Raw genomic sequence first — 26,955 nt, 5'->3', positions numbered from 1 at the left:
CGCCCAAAACATGCACCACCTTAAAAACTATCTTCTCAATTATAGCAAAGTTATCATCTTAAAAAATTTAAATTACTCTTAAATTCGAGAAATTGCAAATTATTTCTATGCCAAAAAAAATTAAATTAGACAAATTGCCAATTTATTCGCTACTAACGATTGTTTCCAAATGGTAAAATAATGTTTGTTGGATATTTAGACCATAAAATATTTTATTTAAATATAAAGTAGTTTCATGCAATTATTCATTTACACACACGTATCAGCCCTCACCCTTTAATGTTCAGATAGTTTAATTATTCAACCAAAAAGGCTCCGGAAAAATTTCCGAAGCCTTTTTTGTTGATTAATTATTTAACAACGATATTAACGATTTTATTAGGAATAACAATTACTTTAACGATGCTTTTACCTTCAATGAATTTTTGAACTTTCTCATCATTTCTAGCAAGTTTTTCTAATTCATCTTTTGCCGTATCAGTTGCAACTTCAAGCTTATCACGAAGTTTACCATTGACTTGGACGATGATCTCAACTGTATCAGAAACTAGTTTGCTTTCATCAAATGTTGGCCAAGCAGCATATGAGATTGATTCTGAATGACCAAATTTATTCCAAAGTTCTTCCATCATATGGGGAGCGATTGGTGCAAGCAACTTAACTAATCCTTCAGCGTAAGATTTTGGCATTGTATCGACTTTGTGCGCTTCATTGACGAAAACCATCATTTGCGAAATAGCAGTGTTGAAATGCAAAGCATCATAGTCTTCTGTGACTTTCTTAACAGTTTGATTGTAAACTTTATCAAGTTTTCCATCATTTTCGTCACTCAAGAAGCCATCACGAAGTGTTGAATAGTCATCATCATTGATGAAGAGATTCCAGACACGGTCTAAGAATTTGCTTGAACCGGAAAGTCCATTTTCTGACCAAGCGATTGAAGCATCTAGTGGTCCCATGAACATTTCGTAAGTTCTCAAAGTATCGGCACCATATTGTTCGACTACATCATCAGGGTTAACAACGTTACCTTTTGATTTAGACATCTTTTCATGACCTTTACCAAGAATCATTCCTTGGTTGAATAGCTTTTGGAATGGTTCCTTAGTTGGAACAACTCCTAGATCATAAAGAACTTTGTGCCAGAAACGAGCGTAGAGTAAGTGAAGTACAGCGTGTTCTGCACCACCGATATAAAGATCAACTGGTAACCATTGTTTCAATAGGTCGTAATCAGCAAGTTCTTTATCATTATGTGGATCAATGTATCTCAAGTAGTACCATGATGAACCGGCCCACTGTGGCATTGTATTAGTTTCACGGCGGCCTTTACGACCGTTTTTATCAACCACGTTGACCCAGTCAGTTAAGTTAGCTAATGGACTTTCACCTGTACCGGATGGCTTGATGTCATCATCTTCTGGTAATTTAAGTGGTAATTCATCTTCTGGAACAAGACTTGTTGTGCCATCTTCCCAATGGATAACAGGAATTGGTTCACCCCAGTATCTTTGACGTGAGAAGACCCAATCACGTAGACGATAATTAACCTTCTTTTCACCGATGCCTTTATCTTCAAGATATTCAACCATCCGATTGATAGCATCTTCCTTATTCAAACCATTGAGAAAATCAGAATTGATATGCTTTCCGTCACCAGTGATTGCACCATCATCAAGGTTGCCTTCGATAACTTGTTTCATTGGTAGATTGAATTTCTTTGCAAAAGCAAAATCACGATCATCATGAGCAGGAACAGCCATCACAGCACCTGTACCATAAGTTACAAGGACATAATCAGAGATCCAAACGGGAATCTTTTCACCATTAACTGGATTAATAGCATAAGCACCAGTGAAGACACCAGTCTTTTCATCATTTAAATCAGTTCTATCCAAATCAGACTTGTGTGACACTTCTTCTTTATATGCATCCACAGCTGCTTTTTGCTCAGGTGTTGTGATTTTATCAACTAAATCATGTTCTGGAGCAAGCACCATGTATTGCACACCAAAAGCTGTATCTGGTCTAGTTGTGAAGATATTGACCTTTTCGTCATGGTCAACTAATGGGAAAGTAATTTGAGCACCAACTGAACGACCGATCCAGTTTCTTTGCATTTCCTTGATGCTTTCTGGCCAATCAATATCATCCAAATCATCAATCAGACGATCAGCATAAGCTGTAATCTTAAGCATCCACTGACGCATAGGTTTTCTAATAACTGGGAAACCACCACGTTCAGTCTTTCCATCAATGATTTCCTCATTAGCAACAACAGTCCCTAAATCTGGTGACCAGTTAACAGGAACTTCAGCTTCATAAGCCAAACCTTTTTTGTACATTTGTTCAAAGATCCATTGTGTCCATTTGTAGAACTTCGGATCAGTTGTTTGAACTTCACGATCCCAATCATATGAAAAACCAAGTGAATTGATTTGACGCTTGAAGTTTTGAATATTCTTTTCAGTAAAGTCAGCTGGTGTGTGTCCTGTATTTAGGGCATATTGTTCAGCTGGTAGTCCAAAGGCATCAAAGCCCATTGGATGCAAAACATTGTATCCTTGAGCACGTTTCATACGAGCAATAATATCAGTAGCTGTATAACCTTCTGGGTGTCCCACGTGAAGTCCTTGACCTGATGGGTATGGGAACATATCTAAGGCATAAAAGTTCTTCTTCTTAGGATCATTAGTTGTTCTAAAAGTATCGTGTTCCTTCCAATACTTTTGCCATTTCTTTTCAACAGTATTGTGATTGTACATAAATTCTCCTCCTATACAAAAAAAATCCTATGATTATAAAATCATAGGACGAGTTATCGCGTTACCACCTAAGTTCCGCACTAAATAAGTACGACTCTTGAAATCCTTAACACGGATTAGATGTAGTTACTTACTTAGTTTCGGCAACTATGATAAGTGGACGAGTTCGAAAATAAGAAGCTACGCATTCACATCCCCATGCGCTTTCTGAATAGTCTTCTTAAAATCTACTACTTCCATTGATTAGTATTCTATACCAATAATGTAGTTCCGACAACCAATAAATCTGAATTTAAGTTATTTAACTTCTTTAAATTGTCAACTGTCGTTCCTGCACTATTAGCAATCGAGTCCAGTGTATCGCCATCTTGAACCGTGACAGATTTAGATTCTTGGGCTTGTGAATCATAATCATTTTGAACATTGATCGTATCGGTATTTTCACTTGGATCATATTTTTTAACACCATTACGTTCATCTTGAACGACAACTGGTGCTTGTGAATCTTCATAAGCATCACCGACGTTACCTGTATCTTCTTTTACAGCCGAAGTATTGACCATAATCGTATTGTTATCGCTTGAAGAAGTTGTTGACTGTGACAATGGATTGCCATCAGCACCAATAATTTGTGTGATGATCAAAGTCTTACCAGGATAAATATAATTGTTAGTTTTTAAATTATTAATACTCATCAAATCTTCAACTGAAATATTAAATTTATCCGCAATAGATTGCAAAGTGTCACCTTGAGCAACCGTGTAAGTTTTATCCTTGCTAGTTGTGTCAGTATCAAACTGTGTTAAATTGTACTTTTCAATCAAATTATTTAATTTATCAGCATAAGTTGTATCAGTAGCATAACGGCCAGTCAAAAACTTAGTAGCATCCTTATAAGATGTTGTGTTACTCTTCCAAGCTCCAGCGTACAATTGCGAATTGTCTGATGTGCCACCTCTCAACAAAGAAACGTAATCTTCAAGGGACTCTTTATACGATGGATACTTTCTAAAATTAGAATCGATTGAATATAGATTTCCAGTACCATCGTCTTCTTGTGTACCCATATTAACTGATTGGCCGTCGTATTCTCCTTTGATACCAAAGAGATTGTAATTAGGCGCACTTGCTAAACCACTAGTACCCCATCCACTTTCAATCATCGCTTGGGCAATCATGACCGAAGCGTACAAGTCATTGTTTGAAGCTAATTTACGTGCTGAATTACCAATATAGTCCAAGAATTGTTGATCTCCTGAACCTTTCGAAGTAATTTGTTTAGTAATAACTGAGTTTTGAGACAATAAATTATTGACAGATAGTGCCTCAGCTTTAACTGGAGTTGGAGCAGCAATATCGGCAATCTCAACTACGGTTGCTCCGACAAACATACTAGAACCCAAAATGGTCATGTTTTTGCGGAAGTTTGCATTCTTTATTTTTTTATTATTTAATCTAGTCAAGCGACTGTCTTCGCTTTTTCTTTCTCGACGTGTAATAACCATAAGTATTTTGCTCTCCCTCAAAATCTTTATACTTTATTATATTTCTTAACAAAAACTTAAACAATAGAGAGATTAAAAATTATGAAAATAACTCAAAAATTATCCATATTGGATATCTTTTTGGCATTATTCTTCGTTTTTTGGACGATGAATGTTGCCTTAAAAACAAAATTGATTACATCCTTTGATCAAGCGCTTATCCAGCAATTTTATCATCACAATATCTGGTCTTTAAATATTTTTAAACCGATTACAAATATGGGTGATACTATACCTACAATATTACTTGCAGCTATATTTTTTATAATTTTAATTTGTAAAAAATATTATTATGCTGGAATATTTTTGGTACTGAATAAGGTCGTCGTGGCGCTCTTAAATAGCCTAATAAAAAACATAATGGATCGACCTCGACCAAGTCATCACCATTATGTCTATGCGGGTGGCTTCAGTTACCCTAGTGGGCACTCAGCCAGCTCATTTGCGTTATACATTTCACTTTTAATTATCAGTCTCTTCATTATAAAGAAAACTTCAATCAAATTTATCATTAGTATCCTTGCAATTCTCGCGGTAGTTTTAGTCGGCTTCAGTCGAATCTTTCTCGGCGTTCATTATCCGAGTGATGTGTTAGGCGGATATACTTTAGCAGCTACTATCCTAACTTTTAATACTCTATTGTTCAGAGCCAAGGATCTTTTTATTCTTCAGCTCAAAGGCATTCAAAATTAATCCCAACACTAATAATACAAGAGAAGCGACGTAAATATTGTGCAATCCAGAAAAAAGAATTTGTCGCATTTTGGGTAAAAGCTCGTGTGGCAAGGAACTAGCCGTTTGCGGATCAATCAGCTTATTCATCATATCGACTGAAATATTCTTATTTTCTGCAGCACCTTTAGCTAAGGCGGTATTCAAAATAATTCCGTAAACTGAGACCATCATTGATTGACCAATGGTTCTCAACAACGTATTGAAACTAGTTGCCACACCAACATTTTCTGGTTCAACAACAGTTTGTGCGGTTACGGTTGTCGTTGTGATTGTTAAGCCGAATCCTAAACCGGCTACTGCCGCTAAACTACAGAAATAAATAAATGGCGTCGTTGGTCCGGCCATTAATAACAAGCCATTAGCAATTGCTAAGAAAAATAAACTAATATAAATGACTCTATTTGGAGCCATTTTTTTAATTAACATTCCAGCCCAGAATGATCCAAAGATCCAAACGATTGAACTTGGTGTAACGGCAAATCCTCCCATGGAAGGGCTAAGTCCAAGAATTCCTTGCATCCAAGTTGGAATATAGGCTTCAAAGCCAATCAAAAATCCACTAACGATCAAGGCTAATAAGTTCTGAATTACGAAAGTTTTATTCTTAAACAATTCTAAAGGCAAAATTGGGTCTTTAACTTTTTTCTCTGTCTTAATAAATAAGAAAATTGAAATAAGTGACACCAATATTAATCCAATTGTCAATATTGCTTTGCCACTGCCAATATTTTGTAGTGCTAGCATCAAAGGCAACAAGACAAAAATCAATAAAACAGTTCCTGTGTAATCTATACTCAATTTAGTGTGTTCACGTTTTTCTTCTTTAAAGAAGAACCAGATCAAGCCCATCGTCAACAATCCAACTGGTAAATTGATCAAGAAGACCCAGTGCCAACTTAACTGCTCAACGATAAAACCACCTAATAGTGGTGCAATAATCGCAGCAATTCCCCAAGCTGACCCATTGAATCCTAAAATTTTGGCTCTTTTTTCAAGCGGATAAATATCTGCAATTATTGTAAAGGTCAAGGGCTGAATCGCACCGGAACCTATTCCTTGGACCACTCGTGCTAAAATCAAGGTCAACATTGAATTTGACATGGCACAAAGTGTTGATCCAATAACGAACAAAACTAAACCAATCATTAAAACTGGTTTACGTCCGACAATATCTGATAATTTTCCGTAAATCGGTGTAGCAACTGCAGTCATTAATAAATAAATTGAGAAGACCCAATTCATCAGACTAACACCATGTAAACTACCAATTATTGTTGGCATGGCAGTTGAAACGATTGTCCCCTCAATGGCAGTCATAAATGTTGCTATGAAAACCGCTATTGTAACAATTACTACATTTGATTGATTCTTTTGTTCCATATAAATAAATCCTCCCATAAAAAAAGAGACGTCTCTTAAAGTTTACCTTTAAGGAACGCCTCTGTAATCACCGACTAAATTTTCAAGAAACTCTTAATATCATTAATTTTATCAAGTTTTTCCCATGGTAAATCGATATCTGTACGTCCGAAGTGACCATATGCGGCCGTCTTCTTATAGATTGGTCTTTGTAGATCCAACATTTGAATGATACCTAGTGGACGTAAGTCGAAGAATTGGTTAATGCAATTAACAATTTGTTCTTCTGAATAATCACTAGTACCAAAAGTATCAACATGAATTGATACTGGTCTTGCTACACCAATGGCATAAGCAATTTGAATTTCCATTTTTTCAGCCACACCAGCCGCAACTAGATTCTTAGCGATGTATCTAGCAGCGTAACTAGCTGAACGGTCAACTTTAGTAGCATCTTTACCTGAAAAAGCACCACCACCATGACGAGCAAAACCACCGTATGTATCAACGATAACTTTACGTCCAGTTAAACCGGAATCTCCTTCTGGTCCACCAATAACAAAACGACCAGTAGGATTAATTAAAATTTTTGTATTTTCATCCATCATGTTACTTGGAACAACTTCATCGATAACATACTTCTTGATGTCTTTTTTAACTTGATCTAAGCTTGCATCAGCTTTGTGTTGAGTACTCAAAACGATTGTGTCAACACGTACTGGATGATCATTTCCATCATATTCGATGGTAACTTGAGATTTTGCATCTGGCATCAAGTAAGGGATCGTACCGTTTTTTCTAACTTCAGCAGTTTTTCTCATCAACTTGTGAGCTAGAGAAATTGGCAATGGCATGAATTCTTTAGTTTCATTAGTAGCGAAACCGAAGACAAAACCTTGATCACCGGCACCGATTTGATCCAATGGGTCGACGTCCTTTGCATTGTCACGCTTTTCGAGCGCATCATCTACACCTTGGGCAATATCAGGAGATTGTTCATCTAGTGCTACCAATACGGCACAACTATTACCATCAAATCCTGGATTAGTGCCATCGTAGCCAATATCTGTAATTGTCTTACGAACAACACTTTGAATATCAACGTATGCGGTAGTTGATATTTCACCTACAACTAGTACTAAACCAGTTGTAACGGTTGTTTCGCACGCAACACGTGCATCTTTATCCTTTGCTAAAATAGCATCGAGAATTGCATCACTTATTTGATCAGCAACTTTATCTGGATGTCCTTCTGAAACTGATTCAGAAGTAAATAAATAATTTTTTGACATGTTTTCTTTCCACCTTTTCGGTTACAGGGCTTCTCCTCGCAAAAAAGGATCCCATCAGGAACCTCTTAACAGGTTAACACAAAATTGGGCTATTTTCATAAAAAAACTGTAATTGACGTTAAACTTTTTCTACATTAATATGATTTTATACATAAGAGGAGTGCTCATGACCAATTTAAAATCTAAAAAATTATTAATATCTTTCATGGAATTTTTGAGCTACCACATATTTCCATTTATCTTTATCTTCGTAAATGATCTTCATAATTACTCAATCAACGGATTTTTGATCATCATGGTAGCGATGGTCGCACTTTATAAAGATTATATCCTACAGCTTAATCCTAATAAGTACTTTCACATCTTATATAGCGTCATTTATCTAATTGTCGCCATTTTATCACTAAGTTCACTCAACAAATTTGTCATCATTTTGATTTTTGCGCAATTAGTCTTCTTATACTTACTTAAGTATTTGCCAGATAATTATCAAAATTACGGTCCCTTGATTGAAAACTTTGTCGTACCAAGTTTTATGTCAATTGCATTAGCGTTTACCTATATGCATTTTATCTCAATTAACTTTGTCGTACCACTGCTTTTGATAAACTTAGCTAGTGTTTTGATCAATTATTTTGATGGGAAACTTTCCGACTATTTGCAGATTGGAGTTCTATCTGTTTTAGCGTTGATTTTGTTTTTCTTAAAATATATTAGTTTAATCACGGCAATTGTTATCGTTGTGTTTGTTTTATTGATGTCTTTACTGAAAAAATATCGTGGATTTTCAGAATCAAATTTATTTTATCGAATCGTAGGAAATATTATTTTAATAATCTAATGTTTTAGCTGGATGGTGTAAATATGCCGTCCTCCACAAAAAACTCAATTGGGACTGGAACGCTCTGGGCACAATTGAGTTTTTTGTGGAGGACTGAATAACGATGCTATATTTTATTTGCTTTCCGTATATTTAGGAACACTAAATCTATTCTGATTCAAGATTTGGTATTTTGATAGATGATTGTGCTCCTATTCAACCAAAATATTAAAATGTATGACATAACTAAAAATTTATCCTGTTTAAAAGCACAACAAAAAAGCACCTAACTAAGTTAGATGCTTAACGTTTTTGGAATGGAGGATACAGGGATCGAACCTGTGACCTCCTGCTTGTAAGGCAGATGCTCTCCCAGCTGAGCTAATCCTCCAAAATGACCCGTACGAGATTTGAACTCATGTTACCGCCGTGAAAGGGCGGTGTCTTAACCACTTGACCAACGGGTCATAAATATTTATTTGTGTTTGGCTCTCTCTCAAGCACAAGAAATATAATACAATAATAATAAGAGTGTAGCAAGCTTTTTTTTAACTTTTTTTGAAAAAACAGGAGGATTTTTTATTTTGAATATTCAAAAGTACTTCGAAAGCGCGGCAACAATGGGTTTAGCGCAGGATATGTTGGGCCATACTTTCACTTATAATTCTGAAAAAGGTAAATTTTCAGGAATTATTGTGGAAACTGAAGCTTATTTAGGTCCAATCGACATGGCGGCTCATAGTTACAACAATCGACATACTGAAGCTAATGACCCACTATATCAAGCTGGAGGAACAATTTATATTTATTCGATCCACAGTTGGTTGGATATGGATATCAGTATTCAAAAAGCTGGTACTCCAAATGGTATCTTAATTCGTGCTCTACAACCACTTGAAGGTTTAGAACTCATGGAGCAGAATCGCAAGAAAACTGGCTTTGACGTCACAAATGGACCGGCTAAGTGGATGTCCGCCTTTGGTATCAAAGATAAAACTTTATCCGGAACTAAGTTAAATGACAAAAACTTTATTTTTTCCGAAAAAAAAGTCCAAACTCCGAAAAATATTCTTGCCACACCTCGAATTGGCGTGAAGAATAAGGAGCCTTGGACTTCAAAAAATATGCGTTTTATTGTTGAGGGTAATCCCTACGTTTCCAAATTACCCAAGCGTGATATGGATTTAGATACTTACGGTTGGTTATAATTTATCACTTCTAGCACGTAGTGCATAAAGGATAGCGACGGTATCGACTACTTCTTGCAACATAGCACCGATGATCGTTGGTATCAAACCAAAAGCTGCTACTAACATTAAAGCAATACAGATGAAAATCCCAATCAAAACAGCTTCCTTAGCAACTTTCATCGTATCGTGAGCAATTTTTACAGCTGTCGAAACTTTACTTAGATCATCCTGTAAAATAACGGCATCAGCTGATTCACTGGCCGCATTAGCACCTTTATATCCCATTGCAATACCGACATCAGCTAAAGCCAAGGCGGGCGCATCATTGACACCATCCCCGACCATAACAGTTGGGTGAAATTCTTTAGGTAAATTATTGATGATCTTAACTTTATCAGCTGGCAAACTAGATGGAAAAGCTTGAGTGATTCCAACTTTAGAGGCAACCATTTCAGTTGCTTCTTTTTTATCGCCAGAAATCATTAAAATGTTTTTGATACCAAAATCTTTCAATTTTTGAATCGTCGACTTTGATTCCGTCCGGATTTGGTCTAATAGACTGTACACACCAGCGTATTGACCATCGATGGAAATATAAACTCCAGAACCAGTTACCTCAGGAACTTGTTGCGTCGTTACAAACTGTGCTTGACCGACTTTAACATCATGACCATCAATTGTGCCTTGAATTCCTTGAGCGGTTATCTCCTTTAAATTCTCAGTTTTTTCAAATGGAATTTTCTTTTCGATGGCATAATCAACAATTGCTTTCGCCATAACGTGGCTGGAATTTTGTTCCAAACTAGCGGCATAAGCAATGACTTGGTCTTGGTCAAAATTAGTTGGCACAAGGAGTTCATCAACTACCAACTTACCTTTAGTGATGGTACCTGTTTTATCGAACGCAACTGTTTGAGCTGAATTGAGCTTCTCTAGTGCAGTACCAGATTTGATAATAATTCCGTTTCGACTTGTCCGACTCATTCCAGATACAAATGCAATTGGAGCAGCTAAAATCAGTGGACATGGTGAAGCCACGACTAGAACTTGAGCAATTCGAACTGGATCTTTTGAAATATACCAAGCAACCCCCGCAATAATGTAAGCAATCAAAGTAAATGGCACTGCATAACGGTCAGCCAAACGAACAAATTTAGCTGGATGTGTCTCTGATTCTTTGACTAGCTTTACGATAGCTTGATATTCTGAATCAGCGGCTACTTTTTCTGCTGTAATCTTAAAAGGATTGTCTCCATTGATCGAACCAGACATGACGTGAGACCCTTCAGAAACATTGACTGGCACTGATTCACCGGTCAAAGAAGATTCGTCAATTTCTGAATTACCTTCAAAAACGATTCCGTCAACAGGTACTTGTTCTTTCGGACGAACTAATAAAGTATCGCCCACTTTGACGTCATCAATGTCAATATCCTTAATTCCCGATTCATCAATCAGATGTGCTTGTGATGGCGTGTTATCCAAAAGTGACTTTAACTCACTTTTAGCTTTGTTTGCGGCAAATTCTTCCAGTGTATCTCCACCAGTCAGCATCAATAATACGATCCAACCGGCCCAATACTGTCCTAAAACGATTGTTGCCACAATTGCCGTGATAGCAAGTAAATCAATTCCAAAATTTCCTGACTTTAAAACTTTGATCATGTCGACAAACATAATCAAGGCTAACAATAATCCCAGAACACTGATAATCAATTGTGCATATTGAGGCAGGTGGAAAACGAATTCCAACATTGCTGCAATAAAACCAATTGTTAAAGTTCCGTACAATTTAATTTTATCGGAGTTCATGAAATCACAACCTTCCCATTTTCTTATTAAGATAATTATACCTTGTTCAAGTCAGGAAAAGAAGTCATTTGAGACATAAATTGGAATGATTCTTATTTAATTTTCATTTTATATTTATTAAAAAACAGCTACATTAGTAGACTTTTATCAACCCAAATTATCAATTTCTTTCTAAATTGGGCTAATTATCAATTAGTTTTGAATAGCTCTAACAAAAAACTTTGTGCTTAAAACATATTAAGGCCCTGGTAATCAAAAAACAATTACCAGGGCCTAATATGTTTTAATGCTTGAGAGTTTTCCACTCTCTAACTAAAACGAGTTACACAAGCCAGACTCAGCCGCATAGCTACATTTCCCAAATCACACACAAAACCAGTGTGTAATTCGTGAAATTAGGCTATCTGTCTGAGTCTAACCGGCTTGTTCCACTCTCTGTTTTACTTAATTAGTTTATCCCAAATTGTAACGTTACCACTTGCTAGGGATTTTGGTACATCAATAATCCTTTGATTAGATGAACCTCTAAATTGTAACGATAGATCTTTTTTATCGAGCATAAAACGCCCATCGACTAAAATATCAAGTAGTGATAACAATTCCAATTTATCAGCTGATTCTTGCATCATTTCTTCCCATGTATAGCCTGTCCAAGACCAAATATCTTTTTCATGACCAAATTCTTGACGGACACGTCGACAAAGCGACAAGCAAACTTCGGTATTCAAAAAAGGCTCTCCACCCAAAAGTGTCAATCCTTGAACATAGCTTTGACTCAAATCAGAAATTATTTGATCTTCCAATTGTTTTGTATAAGGTTTACCATAATTAAAACTTTGAGCAGCTACATTGTAACAACCAGGACATTTAAATAAGCATCCCGAAACATAGAAACTGCACCGTATTCCTTCCCCATCAACGAAATTGAACGGTTTATAATCAGCGTATTTTTTAAGACTGTAATCCGCGCTTAACCATTCTTTGGGAGTCGGATTGTTTGGTTTTCTCGTATTCTGCGACATTCTTTATCATCTCCGGAGTCAAATTCTTTTTTCGAGAGGCAATTTCTACATGCCGTCCATGAATCATTGGTCGTTGCTGAGGATTGCCCAGGTATCCACAAGTTCTTTTTACCACATCACAAAATTGAGGATCATGATTTCCACAACTAGGACAGACAAAACCTCTAGCAGTCGCATTGAATTCACCTTTGAAACCACACTTGAAACATTGATCAATCGAAGTATTGGTCCCTAAATAACCCACATGATCATAGGCCCAATCCCAAACAGCCTCCAAAGCTTTAGGATTTTGGCGCAAATTAGGATATTCGCAATAATGAATGAAACCACCCGAAGCATATTTAGGAAAAACTTCTTCAAAAGTCAATTTTTCAAATGGGTTTGGATGCTTTCTAACATCATAGTGAAAACTATTAGTGTAGTATTCTTTTTGCGTAACGTCAGGAATTGCACCGAATTTCTCTAAATCATCACGACAAAAAGTATCTGTCAACGATTCAGCCGGCGTGGAATACAGACTGTAGTGATAGCCACTAGTTTTAGCCCACATTTGACATTTATCATGCAAAGCTTTAGTAATTTTTTCGGCAAAATCATGTGCCGTCTGATTGTTTTCCCAGTGATCACCAAAAAAGACTGTGCAAACTTCATACAAACCAATGTAACCTAACGAAACTGTGGCTCGTTCATTTTTAAACAATTCATCGACCGAATCATCTTTTTTCAGACGTTTTCCAAAAGCACCATACATATATAATAATGGCGCATTCTCAGGCTTAGCTTGTTTAGTCCTTTCGATTCGATACTCCAAAGCGTGATGACAAATATTCATCTTCTCTTCAAAAATTTCCCAAAATAATTCCATATCGCCTTGAGCTTCTAAAGCAATACGAGGTAAATTGACCGTTACAACGCCTAAATTCATGCGACCGGAATTGACTTCACGCCCATTCTCATCTTTCCAACCTTGTAAAAATGACCGACATCCCATCGGCGTTTTAAAACTGCCAGTAATTTCTTTGATTTTGTCGTACATCAATAAATCGGGATACATTCTTTTAGTTGAACACTCTAAAGCTAATTCTTTAATATCATAATTTGGATCATTGGGATTCAAATTTAAACCGCGTTTAACTGTAAACGTTAATTTAGGAAAAATTGCTGTCCGATGTTCTTTCCCCAAGCCTTTAATTCTAATTTGTAAAATTGATTTTTGAATTTGTCGTTCGATCCAACTAGTTCCTAAGCCAAAATTAATCGTCGTAAACGGTGTCTGCCCTTGCGAAGAATACAGAGTATTGATCTCATATTCTAAAGCTTGCATAGCATCATAGATATCTTTTTTAGTTTTTTCTTTAGCAAACTCAACTTGTTTCTCAGCTATGATCCATTTCTTTGCATCAGCTAGATGTTTCCGGTAATTCATTTGCGCATAAGGAGCCAATAATTGATCGATTCGATTAGCTGAACATCCTCCATATTGTAATGAAGCAACATTAGCAATGATCTGTGACATCTGTGCCGTCGCCGTCTGAATCGATTTAGGTGAAGCTACCCAAGCATTACCGATTTTAAAACCATTACTCAACATTTCATCAAAATCAATCAAGCAACAATTAGTTTCTGGTGTCACCGGCGAATAATCCAAATCATGCCAATGAATATCACCACGTAGATGAGCTTTCGCAACTAAATTAGGCAACATTTTTAATCCCATAGCTCGACTAGCCACACCAGCCTCTAAATCACGTTGCGTATTAAAAATATTACTATCCTTATTTGCATTTTCATGAACTACTTGCTCATTACGATCAAACAATTTTTCAATATTTAATTGCACATTGGTCGCATCTTTAAAACGAGCTTGATCTGCCAAATAGTACGTTTGATATTTATCAGCCGCAGTCTGTGATTCTTTTGACAATTGTTCAAAGATAACCTGATGAAGTTCACTAGTTTTTATTAAATCGTTATTATGAAATTTAGAAACTAGCACTTCTTCTAAAGTCTGCTTTGAATTTTTTGTCAGTTCTAATTTATCTAAAATAAAATCAATCTTATAACTATAAAAATCAGTTTGAGTACCATCTCTTTTTTCAACTGGGATTGTTTTTAACTGATTTAAGACCGTTTCCATTTATTTTCCCACCATTTCAAAATAATTTTTATCAGTCATAGTATACAGAGATTTTTATAAAAAAATAAGACTACCAAATACAATATATTGTGCTATATAACACACATATACTATATATAGTAGTCAATTTGTAACTTTAGAAAAATCATCATTCTGATTTTTCACAAATCGGCGTTACCCTATCGACGGAGCAACTGTTTATTTTGTGTAAAAATATTAAAATCAAAAAATACGTAACGTTGTAATGCCTATTCTTTTTCGCGGGCAAAATAAAATGTCACGGCAGCATAAATGAAAACTACTGCAGTAATAAAAATATGAACAGCATACAAAACACCATTCGTTGGCCCATCACTCAAATTGTTAAAGAATCCTAAAGCATTGATATTAGTAAAATAACTAATGAAATAAATTGTCGTCATATAGACTAATTGTTGAGAAACATTCCCAACACAAGACAATTGATATTTAATCAAAAATGCTCTTTCAGAATCTAAGTCCGGGTGACTGTATAAAGTATCATTCAAAATTCGATTATCTGTCCCTACGAAGACTGCACATAGGAATAAACCTATAAAGTATGTGAAATTGATCAGCGTCAACAACAAGCCTAATAGTAACAATGGATAGCGTAAAGACTGATACTTTTTCAAAATAACTGGGCCTAATTCAAAACCAATTAAATAAATTGCATAAATCAGCATCAAAGAATTGAAACCAAAACGAACTGTACTGTCAAATACTGCATACAACATGACAAAGTTCATCACAACACCACGATTGATAGCAACCAAACTAACTGGAAAAATCTTCTTATGAATATCAATCTGATAATAAGCCAAGAATAAAAATAGCAAAATAGCAGCGACACCAATCACTAAATCAAAAGTCTTGGAAACTGCTTGGAGTCTAGAATAACGAATAATAAAGACCATCATCACTAAACTGGCCAAAACAATCAAACTAAATAAAGAATTAACTCTGAATTTTTGTTTCGTCTCAATCCCTTGGTAGAACGTCAGACGATGAGTGATCGTCATACCGCCAACCATCGCTGCAAAAAATAGGAACGCTAGCAAAACAAAAGATAAACTCAATAATTTTGTCTTTGTCGCAATCAATTCAACCACGAGCAACAGAATTAATGTCAAAACAACTGATAACAAATGCATCCGATTGAATTTAAACTCTTTATCCATTTTACCTCGAGAACGCACCGTCAAATAATAAGGCCAAATCCAACTAGATGCTAATCCTAAAAGGATTCCACCGATAATACCAAAGACAGGATTGCCTGCTCCCAAGATACATAACGAACCTATAACGCCAAAAAAGCTCGACATTGCTAACATGGTCGAAGCTGGCAATGTGATAAAAGTAGTCATCAACATCCCTAAAGCCCGAAAAGTATACAGCATTAAAAATGGTAAAGCATATACAAAGACACTCTTATTTTGATTGTACAAAGTCAAACAGAAGAAATACGGTATCGCGACTCCGGCATTTGCCAATAAGTCTAAGGCACCTTCGTTGAAAACATTCGTTATTCGCTTCATTTTTATTCTCACCTTGAAAATTTTTTTGTCTCTGAATATTCTAACAGAAATCACGCAAAAAAAATGGAACAAGGTTTAAAATACAGCAGTTTTCTTTTTGCATTGCCGTTTTCCGCACAAGATAGTATCTATTAATATTTATCTCAATCAATTCTGAAAATAAAATAGCATCTATTCTCAATATGCGTATGATTACTTAACAACCAATTGCGTACTATTAAAGAATAGATGTTATTTTTTTAGTTTGTTTTAAATTTTGTTTCTTTTATTTCAAATAGAACTATTATTCCTAAATAAACGGAAAGCAGATAAAACATAGATCCGTTATTCAGTCCGGAGCAACAAACTCTAATTATGAACCAAGCCGTCTGCTACTAAGCACTCCGCAATTTGAACCGTATTCCAAGCTGCACCTTTTAGTAGATTGTCGGAAACGACCCACATATTGAAAGCACCTTGGTTTTCCAAATCTGGACGAATCCGACCAACAAATGTTTCACGCTTGCCAACTGCATTAATAGGTTGTGGATAAACTTGATTCTTGGGATCGTCTTGCAAAACAGCTCCTGGAGCTTTTCTGATCAAGTCTTGAATTTGTTCAGTTGTAGCTGACTTGTCTTCTACTTCAATATAGATCGATTCACCATGGCTGATGGGAACTGGAACTCTGACACAAGTTGCAGTAACTTTGATTTTTGGTGAATTCATGTCGCCAAGCATGATTTTCTTAGTTTCATGAATCATCTTCCACTCTTCATGTGAATATAAATTGTCCTCTAAGACATCAATTTGTGGCAACAAATTAAAGGCTAGTGGATAGTGTTTTTTATCTCCCTTAGTTGGGAAAATATTAGCTTGCATATCTTTACCATCTAGGTAATCTTTTGCTTCGGAATATAGCTCGTTTAGAGCACTCTGACCTGCACCACTTGCAGCTTGATAAGTTGAAACGATAATTTGTTTCAAACCAAAAGCTTTTCTAATCGGTTCTAGTGCGACCATCATTTGAATCGTTGAACAGTTAGGGTTGGCAATAATACCGTGATGGTTGTATAACGCTGCCTCATTGACTTCAGGAACAACTAAAGGAACTGACTCTTCCATTCGAAAAGCACTAGTGTTATCGACACAAACTGCGCCTCGTTTGACAGCTTCAGGCAAGAATTTCTTTGAAACTGAACCACCTGCTGAAGCTAAAACAATATCGACACCATCGAAGGATTCTGGCTTAGCTTCTTCAACGGTCACATCTTGACCTTTGAATTGTAAAACTTTCCCGGCTGAACGAAATGACGCTAATAATTTAACTTTACTTACTGGAATCGTTGATTGTTCCAATTGTTGAATTAAACGCGTTCCCACGGCACCTGTGGCACCTAAAATTGCTACTGTATATCCATCACTCATATTATTTCATCCCTTAAATCAATTTTTTAATTGTTCAGTAAAAGCTCTTAAACGTTTCATGGCTTCTTTAATATCATCCATTGAACAAGCGTAGGACATTCTGAAATGACCTTCGCCGCCTTCACCGAAAGCAACACCTGGCGTGACACCAACTTTGCCTTCAGTTGCTAACTTATTGGCAAATTCAATAGCTGTTAAATGAAACTCTTCTGGAATCTTTGAGAAAGTATAAAAAGCTCCCTCTGGCAAAAGTGTTTTATAGCCGATGTCATTTAATTGCTCAACAATGTAGTCTCGGCGCTTTTGATAAATATCGCGCATTGCAACTGGATCATCAATTCCATTAGTCAACGCTTCTTTAGCCGCATATTGAGCTGGATTAGAAGGTGCAGTGACAGCAAAGGCATGCATCTTTGCTGCGTTTGTAATGAAATCTTTTGGTCCAACGACATAACCGATCCGGTAACCTGTCATTGCGTGTGATTTCGATAACCCATTAATCAAAATCGTCTTTCCTGGCATTAATTTTGCCAATGAAATATGTTTTCGTCCATAAGTCAATTCAGCATAGATTTCATCTGAAACGACAAACATATTTTTATCTTTAACTACATCAACAATTTCTTCCAGTTGCTCCTTTGAATAAACAAAGCCTGTTGGGTTACCTGGGAAATTGAGCATCAAAGCTTTAACCTTATCAGCTCCCTCCTCATCAATAACTTCTTGAAGGCGTTCACCAGTCAAACGAAAACCATCGTCTGTAGTGTTGATTTGAACTGGAATTCCACCTAGTACTTTGACAATTGGAATGTACAAAGCAAAAGTTGGTGTCGGAATCAATACCTTGTCACCCGGATTAATAATGGCAGCTAAAGAATCTAAAATAGCTTCGGTAGCACCAATCGTTACTACGACTTCCGTTTCTGGATCATAGTGAATATCAAAACGTTGACTTAAATAATTGGAAATGGCTTCACGTAAACCAAGAATTCCTTTTTGGTCAGAATAATGTGAATCATTATCCTTTATACTTTCAATTGCGGCGGCTTTAACATGTTCAGGAACATTGAAGTCAGGCTCACCTAGAGTCATTTTGATGATTCCAGGAATCTTAGCAAATTTTTCTGCAAAAATTCTGATTTGGGAACGACCCATTGGATCAAGCGTCTCATTTACAACATTCTTTACAGTTGAATCTAATTCTGGCATTCTATTACACTCCTTAAATTATATTAATTTAATTCTATAATAAATCAGACTCATTTAATTAGTTTTAATGTAATTATTTCTAAATAATTTTCTCTAGTCCAATCACTAAATGATCTTGTTTTATCACTTCATGAATAGCTAATTTAACTCCAGTCATAAATGATTCTCGATCCGTCGTACTCTGAGAAATTGTTAAAGTTTCACCGGTTCCACCAAAAATAACTTCCTCATCGGCGACAAATCCAGGTAGACGCAAAGCATGAATCTTCGTTCCATGATAATCGCCACCACGCGTCTGCATTGGGTCGTTATTACTGTGCTGAACTTGATCATGTCCTCGAGCTTCATAAATCAAGCGAGCAGTATTCAAAGCTGTTCCAGATGGTGCATCGATTTTATCTTCATGATGCTTTTCGACAATTTCTGATTCATCAAAGTACTTAGCAGCTACCTGCGCAAATTTCATCATCAAAACTGCTGATAAACCAAAGTTTGAGGCAATGATCCCACCAAGATTTTTACTATCGGCTAATTTTTTTAACTGTTGCGTCTGTTCTTCAGACATTCCACTAGTTCCAATTACTGGACGAATACCGTGTTCAATTGCAAACTTAGTATTTTCATAAACAGCACTAGGGATTGAGAAATCGATCCAAATATCAGCTGCAACATCAATATCATCTAACCGATTAAAAATTTTTACTTCCTTAGCTAACCCATATTTTGCTGGATCTAGCTCTTTAACTACTGGATTAAAACCTGCAACTAATTGTAAATCGTCATTTGAATTGACCATCTTAACGGCCTTTTGTCCCATTGATCCATTGAAACCAGAAACAATTACTTTTATCATCTAAATCCTCCTATAATCCTAGTTTTTCAAATAAAATAGCTTTTTCTTCATCATTCAAAGATACAATTGGCAAACGACAGCCACCAACTTGATAACCTAATTTATTCAAAGCTGCTTTAACTGGTGAAGGTGAAGGATACATGAACAAAGCTGCCATCTTAGGTGTCAATTGACGTTGGATTGCCCCTGCCTCTTGATAATTTCCTTGATCCAAAAGGCTGTACATCTTCGACATTTCATTTCCATAAATGTGTGAAGCTACTGACACGACTCCATTTGCACCAATTACTTTTGCAAAAAGTGCTTGGGCATCTTCACCACTGTAAACATTAAAATCAGCTGGAGTATGTTCAACGATGTATTCCAAATCTTCCATCGTATTACACTGTTTGATTCCTTGAATATTTGGATTTTGAGATAATTCAACGACAGTTTCCTTTTCCATCAAGACTCCGGTTCGACCTGGAATATTGTAGATCATAATTGGTAAGGGGGAATTCTTAGCAATTGTTTCAAAGTGAGCCTTCATGCCACGTTGATTAGGCTTGTTGTAATAAGGTACTACGACCAAAGCCATATCAATTCCTGAAATCTGAGCCAACTTGTTAATAAAATCAATCGTCTGTTGAGTATTGTTACTACCGGCTCCAGCAATAATTGGCACTCTACCATCGACTATTTCAACAAATTTCCGATACAATTCTAGTTTTTCAGCTTCTGTCAAAGTTGGTGTCTCTCCTGTCGTACCGCCAATGACAAAACCCTTCGTGCCTGTTGCGAGTAAGTGTTCCGTCAACTTTTTCAGAGCTGGATAATCAATTTTTTGTGCTTGATCAAACGGAGTAATTATCGCCGTCATTAAATCTACATCATTGAACATTTTTTATCCTCCAATTTCATCCTATATTTCAAAAAGCTAGTCATCGCTGCAATTCCTTTGTCAATTGCAGACTCTTTAGGTAAAAACTCAGCTGAATGTAAGGCTCCTGGACTGTCGACGCCTAACCAAAACATCGTTCCTGGAATCTTATTTAACAAGTAGCCAAAATCTTCGCCCGTCATTTTTGGCTCGGTTTCTTGAAAAGTGACTTTAGGATCGTTTTTCATAAAATCAATAAAGATCTTAGTCAATCTTGGATTATTTTCAACCGGAAAATAACCACCTTGATTAAATTCGACCGTAATCTGGCAATTAAATGATTTTTGTAATCCACTAGCGATTTCAGTAATTCGTTGACGAATAAATTCAATCATTGGTTGTGTTAAACCACGTATCGTACCTTCCAAGCGCGTTGAACCGGCAATTACATTTCTAATCACACCACCATCAATCTTACCGAAAGTAATCACACCGCATTTAGTGGGATCGATATTGCGTGACACAATTGTCTGTACTTGCTGGATAAAGTTTGCTGCGATAACGATACTATCATTTGCTAAATGAGGATAAGCTGCATGGCCACTCTTACCAGTAATAATAATATTGACTTCGGTTGTACCGGCAAATAAGGTACCGTTACGACATCCTATAACGCCTGCTGGTAACTGGGCATTATCATGCAGTCCATAAAATTCATCTACACGAAAGCGTCCTGAAAAAGCATTTCTATCATAAGCAACTTTCCCACCGCTTTGACTCTCTTCAGCTGGTTGAAAGAAAAATATCAAATTATCGATTGGTTGATTCTCACTGAAATAATTTAAAATTCCTAAAGCTACTGTCATATGAATATCATGTCCACAAGCATGCATAACATGTGGATGTTTCGAAGCGTAACTTAAACCATTATCTTCATCGACGGGCAAAGCGTCCATGTCGCACCGATAACCAATGTTGCGTTTAGGACTACTACCATTGACTCGTACCAATATGGCCGTAGGCAAATCAGGTATGCTGCCAATTTCTAAATATTGTTGCGAAAAGCTATTGATGACTTGTAGCAAATAATCATTCGTTTGAAACTCGTTCATCGCTAGTTCTGGAATCTGATGCAACTGTCGTCTGATTCGAATTAATTTATCACTTGATAAGACCATCTTTACAACTTCCTTAAATTACTTTCAAGTTTTGTTTTATCAGTCGTTTTTTGATCTTTAATTTTTAATTGTTTTGCAGGAATACCCGCAACAACTTCATTTTCTGCGACGTCTTTAGTAACAACAGCTCCCGCTCCGATAACAGCTCCATTACCAACTTGAACGCCTTCCAAAACAACAGCATTTGCTCCGACGATTACGTGATCACCAATTCTAACTGGTCGTGCCGAAGCTGGTTCAATAACACCTGCTAAAACAGCATTTGCTCCAATATGAGAATCTTTTCCGACGATAGCTCGGCCACCTAAAACAGCTCCCATATCAATCATTGATCGATCACCAATTTCTGCACCGATATTAATAATCGCTCCCATCATTATAACGGCGTTATGTCCAATCGAAACTTGATCACGAATAATTGCACCTGGTTCGATTCGCGCATCAATTCCTTTAATATCTAGCATCGGAACCGCTGAATTTTGAGCTATTGTTTCGACATAGTAGTTTGTTAAATTATGTGTTCGTAAAATTGGTAGAATAACTTGATAATCACCAATTAAAATTGCTAAATCATTGCTGTGAAATACACTAACTGCTTGAGGAAATTCAATACCACTAATATCTGCTTGTAAATATACTTTTACTGGCGTAATTTTCTTAGCGTTTCCTATATAATTAATAATTTCTTCTGCACCCATCTTTGTCATAAGCTACTCCTTAATAGTCACCATCTAATTTAATTAAATCCGCATAAGTTTCTCTTTTTACTACTAACTTGTCCTTGCCATTTTCTACAAAAACAACTGCCGGTCTCGGATTTCGGTTGTAATTCATTGCCATCGAATATCCATAAGCACCTGTATCTAAAACTGCTAAGATGTCACCTGGTTTAGTCTTAGGCACTGCTAGATTCTCAATCAAGATATCACCTGATTCACAATATTTACCAGCAATATGCACTCTTTCTTGATTTGGCTGATCCATCTTATTGGCCACGACAGCTTCATATTTAGCTTGATACAAAGCCGGTCTGATATTATCTCCCATGCCACCATCAACTGATAGATAAGAGGTTAAATTAGGAATATCCTTACGTGATCCAATAGAATACAAAGTATATCCGGCTGGTCCAACGATTGAACGTCCTGGTTCAATCCAAATTTCGGGAACATTTTGACAATCATTTTTTAATTCATCACTAATTTGTGAGATAAATGTTTCTGCAGTGATCGGATCATCGTCTTCGGTATAGCTGATACCAAAACCTCCACCCAAATTAATAACATCGGGCCAATAATTTAATTCAGTTTGAAAACTTTTGGCGATCTCAATCATCTTTTTCGCTAACATAACAAAACCTTGTGTTCCAAAAATCTGTGAACCAATATGTGCATGAATCCCAATCATTTTCATATTTGGATCAGCTAAAACTAGTTTCAAAGCACGTTTAGCTTGACCAGATTCAACATCAAAACCAAATTTACTATCAGTCTGTCCAGTTTGGTCATACTTGTGAGTGTGAGCTGAAATTCCCGGAGTCAAACGTAACATGACGTTAATTTTTTGATTAGTTGTGTGTAAAATTTGACTGAGCAAGGAAATCTCTAAGAAGTTATCTAAGATAATCACACCGACATGATTTTCCACGGCCATCTTTAATTCATCCGCTGACTTGTTATTACCGTGAAAACTAATCTTTTCACTTGGAAAACCAGCTTGCAGTGCCGTATACAATTCGCCACCAGAAACGACATCAACATGAACATCTTCTTGTTTCATGACCTGATAAATTGCTTTAACCGCAAAAGCTTTACTGGCGTAACTAATTTGATATTTCAATTGATTTTTTTCAAAAGCAGTTTTAAAACTTCTAATCTGTTTTCTAATTTTCTCAACATCAAAAACATACAGTGGCGTGCCATACTTCTTTGCTAAAACGGTACTGTCGACTCCACCTATCATCAAGTGACCATTATTACTTTGCAATTCATCAATAATCATATTCAAAACTCCTTTAGAATAAAAAAAGATCTCTTTGCCAATAACAAAGAGACCCAGTCCACACAAATTGTTATAAGCTCAACGCAGCAATCACTGCGACAGTTCGTATCCTCTTATTAATACGCCCCAGTTCATTAGATTCTGCAAAATCTAACACTTCGGCAATTTTCCCTTTCAATGAAATCAACGCTATTGCAGTAGCTCATCCATTTACTGATGTCAATTGCGACCTCTTTATTGATATTAAGATTATAACAACACTCATTATTCGTCAAGCAATATTAAAAATTAATCATTTTTTCTAACTTTATTAACTTTTTTCTTGTCATAAGTTCCAAAAATGATACACTCATCATTAAAAACTATTTAATTTTTAGGGGTGTATTGTATGAAGGTCATCAAATTTGGTGGTAGTTCTCTTGCCACAGGCGATCAATTCGAAAAAGTAATTAAAATAATTGACGATGATTTTGAACGAAAAGTAATTGTAACTTCGGCACCGGGGAAACGTTTCAGTGGCGACATTAAAGTAACTGATTTATTAATTGAATATGCTCAGTCCGTTTTAAATAAAAAAGATTATCAGCCAATCGTTTCAGAAATCATGTCACGCTACCAAGAAATCGCTGACCACTTCAAACTTGATGACTCAGTAACCTCTCATTTAAACGATAAATTAGAAAAATTAGCTACGACTGATTTTTCCGATGATGAACATTTAATGGCTGTCTTTAAGGCTCACGGTGAATACTTGAATGCCATGTTGTTAACTGATGTTTTAAATTCTCAAGGCATCAAAGCCATTTTTATCAATCCAAAAGCTGCCGGTATTGTTGTAAAAGGTCAACCAAATGACGCCGATATTGCTCCTGAGACATATTTAAATTTGAGTCGCCTCGATTTACCAAAAGACTCTCGATTAGTTTTTCCTGGTTTCTTTGGTTACAGCAAAGATGGTTCGATCTATACTTTCTCTAGAGGTGGATCTGATATCACAGGTGCAATTTTAAGTCGTGGTCTAAATGCAGATCTATACGAAAATTTCACTGATGTTGACGCAATTTATGTCGCCAATAATAAAATCGTGGCACACCCACAAGCTATCAAAAAAATGTCTTATCGAGAAATGCGTGAGTTATCATATGCCGGTTTTTCAGTTTTTCAAGACGAGGCGATTATTCCTGCTGTTAAAGGACAAGTTCCCGTTAATATTAAAAACACCAATAATCCTGAAGCACCCGGTACAATGATTGTTCCAGAACAATTTATTTTTGATCCTGCCAATCAAATTACAGGTATTGCTTGTTCCAAACGCTTCTCAGCACTCTACTTGCACCGTTACCTGCTGAATAAAGAAGTCGGTTTCACTTTGAAACTTTTAAAAATTTTCTATAAGTACAATATTTCGTACGAACACATGCCATCAGGTATTGATGATCTAACTGTCATTTTCGATCGCAGTAAGTTAGATAAAGATACTATCCAAAAATTGTGTCGTGATGTCAAAGAAACTTTAAATCCAGATTATTTAGAATGGATAAACGATTATGCAATCATTATGGTGGTTGGTGAAGGAATCGCACATAACGTCGATACGATCGGTAAAGTGATCGATTCATTGACTGAAAATAATATTGCTATTCATATGATCAACCAAGGGGCTTCACGAATCTCAATTATGATTGGAACCCAAGTTTCTGATGCCGACGAAGCCGTTCGACAAATCTATAAAACATTTTTTGATTAAGTGAGGTTTTTTACATGGTTAAATTATTAAAAGTACATGGTTCTGAAAATCAATTCTTTATCTTAGATCAATCCTTATTAGATAAACCTTTGACTGATACTGAAATAAAACAACTGGCAATCAATCTTTGCCAAAATGTTCTTAATGGGGCTGACGGTTTGTTAGTGGTCGATACAAGTATTGACTGTCTTGGTAAAATGCGTGTTATCAATGCTGATGGTAGTGAAGCTAAAATGTGTGGTAACGGATTACGGACAGTGAGTCGTTACTTATCAGATAAATATCAGTTAAATGAATTCAAAGTTGAGACTTTAGAATCAAATTTAGCAGTTAAGCGTGCCAAAGATTTCTATTCCGGCGTTCCTGCTTTTAGTGTCGAAATATCACCAATCTCATTTCAAAAAGACGCTTTACCATTTTCCTATCGTGATTTAAACGAAATGATCGATCAAGAAGTACCCGAATTCGGTAACGGAACTTATTCTGCAGTTGCTGTTCCTAATCCTCACTTGATCAAATTCGTCGAAGAAATTGATCATGATGAATTAAACAATTTAGGTACCAAATTAAATGCTAAAAATCCTTATTTTCCTGAAGGAGTCAACGTTAGTTTTTGCAAGATCTTAGGAACTAACAAATTGTTCGTCCAGACATTCGAACGTGGGGTTGGTTTTACTAATGCCTGTGGAACCGGAATGTCCGCTACTAGTTTATTATTTGCAATTCTTCATAATAAGCAATTTGATTCAACTAAAGATATTTCAGTTTACAATCCAGGCGGTATGGTAAAGACAAATATTCAATTAAATACTGATAAAGAAAAAAGTTTGATCAAGTTAATCGGCAATGCAACTTTCACTCATGAAATAAACATAGATGAGCAAAAATTGCACGAAAATGATTTAACAAACATCTCTATCACTCAAACTGGTGAGGAATCTGATTATCAAGCTTTTGTTCAAAGTATAAAATAAAAAAAGAGGTTCACGATAAAATCGTGAACCTCTTTTATATTATGCGCCCAGTAGGAGTCGAACCTACAACCTTCTGATTCGTAGTCAGACACTCTATCCAATTGCGCTATGGGCGCATTTTCTTCGACTACATTGTAACATCAAGTAGACAATTTGTCGAAATTACCTTGGGAAGCCTTAAGATAAAAAATGTCTCTGCATTTATGCAAAGACATTATGCTTACGGAGAGTAAGGGATTTGAACCCTTGATACAGGTCAATACCCGTATACATGATTTCCAATCATGCTCCTTCAGCCACTCGGACAACTCTCCAAGGTAAAAAAAAACTCCGGATGTCAGACTCGAACTGACGACACCCTGATTAACAGTCAGATGCTCTACCAACTGAGCTAATCCGGAATAAAACAGCGTAGCGACTATCTATCCTCGCGGGTAGTTTCCCACCAACTACTTTCGACGTGAAGAAGCTTAACTTCTGTGTTCGGCATGGGAA

20 protein-coding genes, 5 tRNA genes, 1 rRNA gene and 2 riboswitches are annotated in these 26,955 nt (G+C 36.2%); of the genes, 5 read left to right on the top strand and 21 right to left on the bottom strand.

The features are described 5' to 3' along the window. Positions 1 to 350 precede the first annotated feature (350 nt). Together leuS and U8521_RS02965 are read right to left on the bottom strand one after the other, a co-directional pair. Positions 351 to 2,765 (bottom strand): leucine--tRNA ligase, encoded by a 2,415-nt coding sequence (gene leuS / locus U8521_RS02970; RefSeq protein ID WP_334351829.1) that lies wholly within the window; start codon positions 2,763 to 2,765, stop codon positions 351 to 353. A 251-nt stretch (positions 2,766 to 3,016) separates the two neighbouring features. After that, positions 3,017 to 4,270, bottom strand: a complete 1,254-nt coding sequence (locus U8521_RS02965; RefSeq protein WP_334333580.1) for a glucosaminidase domain-containing protein — start codon at positions 4,268 to 4,270, stop codon at positions 3,017 to 3,019. A gap of 81 nt (positions 4,271 to 4,351) precedes the next feature. On the opposite strand from U8521_RS02965, the gene U8521_RS02960 reads away from it, so the two are divergent. Then, positions 4,352 to 5,002, top strand: coding sequence for a phosphatase PAP2 family protein (locus U8521_RS02960; protein WP_334351828.1), 651 nt, complete (start codon positions 4,352 to 4,354; stop codon positions 5,000 to 5,002). On the opposite strand, the gene U8521_RS02955 is transcribed toward U8521_RS02960, so the two are convergent. Both U8521_RS02955 and metK read right to left on the bottom strand, forming a co-directional pair. Continuing rightward, entirely contained in the window at positions 4,946 to 6,424 is a 1,479-nt protein-coding gene (locus tag U8521_RS02955; RefSeq protein ID WP_334351827.1) for an MDR family MFS transporter, read from the bottom strand. The genes U8521_RS02960 and U8521_RS02955 overlap by 57 nt on opposite strands. A 74-nt stretch (positions 6,425 to 6,498) precedes the next feature. After that, positions 6,499 to 7,695 carry a methionine adenosyltransferase gene (metK, locus tag U8521_RS02950; RefSeq protein WP_334333577.1) on the bottom strand — a complete coding sequence of 399 codons (1,197 nt, stop codon included), beginning with the start codon at positions 7,693 to 7,695 and terminating at the stop codon, positions 6,499 to 6,501. Beyond that, a riboswitch (SMK box riboswitch) is annotated at positions 7,693 to 7,769 on the bottom strand. (Overlaps the previous gene by 3 nt.) Positions 7,770 to 7,861: 92 nt before the next feature. Between metK and U8521_RS02945 the strand changes: the two genes are divergently transcribed. Beyond that, complete coding sequence (locus U8521_RS02945) at positions 7,862 to 8,536, top strand: hypothetical protein (RefSeq protein WP_334351826.1); 675 nt, start codon at positions 7,862 to 7,864, stop codon at positions 8,534 to 8,536. A gap of 297 nt (positions 8,537 to 8,833) precedes the next feature. Here the strand turns inward: U8521_RS02945 and U8521_RS02940 are convergent. After that, a tRNA-Val gene (locus U8521_RS02940) sits at positions 8,834 to 8,906 on the bottom strand. Between the two features lie 4 nt (positions 8,907 to 8,910). Beyond that, positions 8,911 to 8,982 (bottom strand) — tRNA-Glu (locus U8521_RS02935). Positions 8,983 to 9,099: 117 nt separating this feature from the next. Here U8521_RS02935 and U8521_RS02930 point away from each other — a divergent pair. Continuing rightward, positions 9,100 to 9,723, top strand: a complete 624-nt coding sequence (locus U8521_RS02930) for a DNA-3-methyladenine glycosylase (RefSeq protein ID WP_334351825.1) — start codon at positions 9,100 to 9,102, stop codon at positions 9,721 to 9,723. Here the strand turns inward: U8521_RS02930 and U8521_RS02925 are convergent. The 11 genes from U8521_RS02925 to lysA all read right to left on the bottom strand — a co-directional run bounded on the left by U8521_RS02925 (position 9,718) and on the right by lysA (position 23,739). Beyond that, complete coding sequence (locus U8521_RS02925) at positions 9,718 to 11,517, bottom strand: heavy metal translocating P-type ATPase (RefSeq protein WP_334333574.1); 1,800 nt, start codon at positions 11,515 to 11,517, stop codon at positions 9,718 to 9,720. The genes U8521_RS02930 and U8521_RS02925 overlap by 6 nt on opposite strands. Before the next feature lie 440 nt (positions 11,518 to 11,957). Continuing rightward, complete coding sequence (gene nrdG / locus U8521_RS02920) at positions 11,958 to 12,539, bottom strand: anaerobic ribonucleoside-triphosphate reductase activating protein (protein WP_334351824.1); 582 nt, start codon at positions 12,537 to 12,539, stop codon at positions 11,958 to 11,960. After that, complete coding sequence (gene nrdD, locus U8521_RS02915) at positions 12,469 to 14,676, bottom strand: anaerobic ribonucleoside-triphosphate reductase (RefSeq protein ID WP_334351823.1); 2,208 nt, start codon at positions 14,674 to 14,676, stop codon at positions 12,469 to 12,471. The genes nrdG and nrdD overlap by 71 nt, the downstream gene beginning before the upstream one ends. A 248-nt stretch (positions 14,677 to 14,924) precedes the next feature. After that, positions 14,925 to 16,232, bottom strand: coding sequence for a hypothetical protein (locus U8521_RS02910; RefSeq protein WP_334351822.1), 1,308 nt, complete (start codon positions 16,230 to 16,232; stop codon positions 14,925 to 14,927). Positions 16,233 to 16,580: 348 nt separating this feature from the next. Continuing rightward, positions 16,581 to 17,639, bottom strand: coding sequence for an aspartate-semialdehyde dehydrogenase (locus U8521_RS02905; RefSeq protein WP_334351821.1), 1,059 nt, complete (start codon positions 17,637 to 17,639; stop codon positions 16,581 to 16,583). Between the two features lie 18 nt (positions 17,640 to 17,657). After that, positions 17,658 to 18,848, bottom strand: coding sequence for an aminotransferase class I/II-fold pyridoxal phosphate-dependent enzyme (locus tag U8521_RS02900; protein WP_334351820.1), 1,191 nt, complete (start codon positions 18,846 to 18,848; stop codon positions 17,658 to 17,660). A gap of 79 nt (positions 18,849 to 18,927) precedes the next feature. After that, positions 18,928 to 19,701, bottom strand: a complete 774-nt coding sequence (gene dapB, locus U8521_RS02895; protein WP_334333568.1) for a 4-hydroxy-tetrahydrodipicolinate reductase — start codon at positions 19,699 to 19,701, stop codon at positions 18,928 to 18,930. A gap of 10 nt (positions 19,702 to 19,711) precedes the next feature. Beyond that, positions 19,712 to 20,581 carry a 4-hydroxy-tetrahydrodipicolinate synthase gene (gene dapA / locus U8521_RS02890; protein ID WP_334351819.1) on the bottom strand — a complete coding sequence of 290 codons (870 nt, stop codon included), beginning with the start codon at positions 20,579 to 20,581 and terminating at the stop codon, positions 19,712 to 19,714. Beyond that, a complete protein-coding gene (locus tag U8521_RS02885; protein WP_334351818.1) occupies positions 20,566 to 21,738 on the bottom strand; it encodes an N-acetyldiaminopimelate deacetylase in 1,173 nt (390 codons plus the stop codon). The genes dapA and U8521_RS02885 overlap by 16 nt, the downstream gene beginning before the upstream one ends. 2 nt (positions 21,739 to 21,740) lie before the next feature. Further along, entirely contained in the window at positions 21,741 to 22,445 is a 705-nt protein-coding gene (dapD, locus tag U8521_RS02880) for a 2,3,4,5-tetrahydropyridine-2,6-dicarboxylate N-acetyltransferase (protein ID WP_334351817.1), read from the bottom strand. Positions 22,446 to 22,455: 10 nt separating this feature from the next. Beyond that, positions 22,456 to 23,739: a diaminopimelate decarboxylase gene (gene lysA / locus U8521_RS02875; RefSeq protein WP_442886003.1), complete on the bottom strand. Its 1,284-nt coding sequence runs from the start codon at positions 23,737 to 23,739 to the stop codon at positions 22,456 to 22,458. A gap of 67 nt (positions 23,740 to 23,806) precedes the next feature. After that, positions 23,807 to 23,982: riboswitch (Lysine riboswitch) on the bottom strand. A gap of 145 nt (positions 23,983 to 24,127) precedes the next feature. Here lysA and U8521_RS02870 point away from each other — a divergent pair. After that, positions 24,128 to 25,486, top strand: a complete 1,359-nt coding sequence (locus U8521_RS02870; protein ID WP_334351816.1) for an aspartate kinase — start codon at positions 24,128 to 24,130, stop codon at positions 25,484 to 25,486. Between the two features lie 14 nt (positions 25,487 to 25,500). Further along, a complete protein-coding gene (dapF, locus tag U8521_RS02865; RefSeq protein WP_334351815.1) occupies positions 25,501 to 26,460 on the top strand; it encodes a diaminopimelate epimerase in 960 nt (319 codons plus the stop codon). A 42-nt stretch (positions 26,461 to 26,502) separates the two neighbouring features. On the opposite strand, the gene U8521_RS02860 is transcribed toward dapF, so the two are convergent. From U8521_RS02860 to rrf, 4 genes are all read right to left on the bottom strand, one after another. Further along, positions 26,503 to 26,576, bottom strand: a tRNA-Arg gene (locus U8521_RS02860). Positions 26,577 to 26,683: 107 nt separating this feature from the next. Then, positions 26,684 to 26,774, bottom strand: a tRNA-Ser gene (locus U8521_RS02855). Positions 26,775 to 26,788: 14 nt separating this feature from the next. After that, a tRNA-Asn gene (locus U8521_RS02850) sits at positions 26,789 to 26,861 on the bottom strand. Between the two features lie 8 nt (positions 26,862 to 26,869). After that, positions 26,870 to 26,955 (bottom strand): 5S ribosomal RNA (rrf, locus tag U8521_RS12745); the annotation flags it as partial.

The organism is Companilactobacillus miaonis, assembly GCF_036913615.1.
In the GTDB taxonomy this organism is placed as follows: domain Bacteria; phylum Bacillota; class Bacilli; order Lactobacillales; family Lactobacillaceae; genus Companilactobacillus.
This window is presented reverse-complemented; position numbering and strand designations above follow the sequence as displayed.

What these genes read in the sequence shown, in the direction of transcription:
- metK (WP_334333577.1), bottom strand. Translation starts at nt 7,695, where the DNA reads ATGTCAAAAAATTATTTATTTACTTCTGAATCAGTTTCAGAAGGACAT.
- U8521_RS02905 (WP_334351821.1), bottom strand. Translation starts at nt 17,639, where the DNA reads ATGAGTGATGGATATACAGTAGCAATTTTAGGTGCCACAGGTGCCGTG.
- U8521_RS02910 (WP_334351822.1), bottom strand. Translation starts at nt 16,232, where the DNA reads ATGAAGCGAATAACGAATGTTTTCAACGAAGGTGCCTTAGACTTATTG.
- nrdD (WP_334351823.1), bottom strand. Translation starts at nt 14,676, where the DNA reads ATGGAAACGGTCTTAAATCAGTTAAAAACAATCCCAGTTGAAAAAAGA.
- dapB (WP_334333568.1), bottom strand. Translation starts at nt 19,701, where the DNA reads ATGATAAAAGTAATTGTTTCTGGTTTCAATGGATCAATGGGACAAAAG.
- dapA (WP_334351819.1), bottom strand. Translation starts at nt 20,581, where the DNA reads ATGTTCAATGATGTAGATTTAATGACGGCGATAATTACTCCGTTTGAT.
- U8521_RS02900 (WP_334351820.1), bottom strand. Translation starts at nt 18,848, where the DNA reads ATGCCAGAATTAGATTCAACTGTAAAGAATGTTGTAAATGAGACGCTT.
- lysA (WP_442886003.1), bottom strand. Translation starts at nt 23,739, where the DNA reads ATGATTATTGATGAATTGCAAAGTAATAATGGTCACTTGATGATAGGT.
- dapD (WP_334351817.1), bottom strand. Translation starts at nt 22,445, where the DNA reads ATGACAAAGATGGGTGCAGAAGAAATTATTAATTATATAGGAAACGCT.
- leuS (WP_334351829.1), bottom strand. Translation starts at nt 2,765, where the DNA reads ATGTACAATCACAATACTGTTGAAAAGAAATGGCAAAAGTATTGGAAG.
- U8521_RS02945 (WP_334351826.1), top strand. Translation starts at nt 7,862, where the DNA reads ATGACCAATTTAAAATCTAAAAAATTATTAATATCTTTCATGGAATTT.
- U8521_RS02870 (WP_334351816.1), top strand. Translation starts at nt 24,128, where the DNA reads ATGAAGGTCATCAAATTTGGTGGTAGTTCTCTTGCCACAGGCGATCAA.
- U8521_RS02955 (WP_334351827.1), bottom strand. Translation starts at nt 6,424, where the DNA reads ATGGAACAAAAGAATCAATCAAATGTAGTAATTGTTACAATAGCGGTT.
- U8521_RS02960 (WP_334351828.1), top strand. Translation starts at nt 4,352, where the DNA reads ATGAAAATAACTCAAAAATTATCCATATTGGATATCTTTTTGGCATTA.
- dapF (WP_334351815.1), top strand. Translation starts at nt 25,501, where the DNA reads ATGGTTAAATTATTAAAAGTACATGGTTCTGAAAATCAATTCTTTATC.
- U8521_RS02925 (WP_334333574.1), bottom strand. Translation starts at nt 11,517, where the DNA reads ATGAACTCCGATAAAATTAAATTGTACGGAACTTTAACAATTGGTTTT.
- U8521_RS02885 (WP_334351818.1), bottom strand. Translation starts at nt 21,738, where the DNA reads ATGGTCTTATCAAGTGATAAATTAATTCGAATCAGACGACAGTTGCAT.
- nrdG (WP_334351824.1), bottom strand. Translation starts at nt 12,539, where the DNA reads ATGTCGCAGAATACGAGAAAACCAAACAATCCGACTCCCAAAGAATGG.
- U8521_RS02965 (WP_334333580.1), bottom strand. Translation starts at nt 4,270, where the DNA reads ATGGTTATTACACGTCGAGAAAGAAAAAGCGAAGACAGTCGCTTGACT.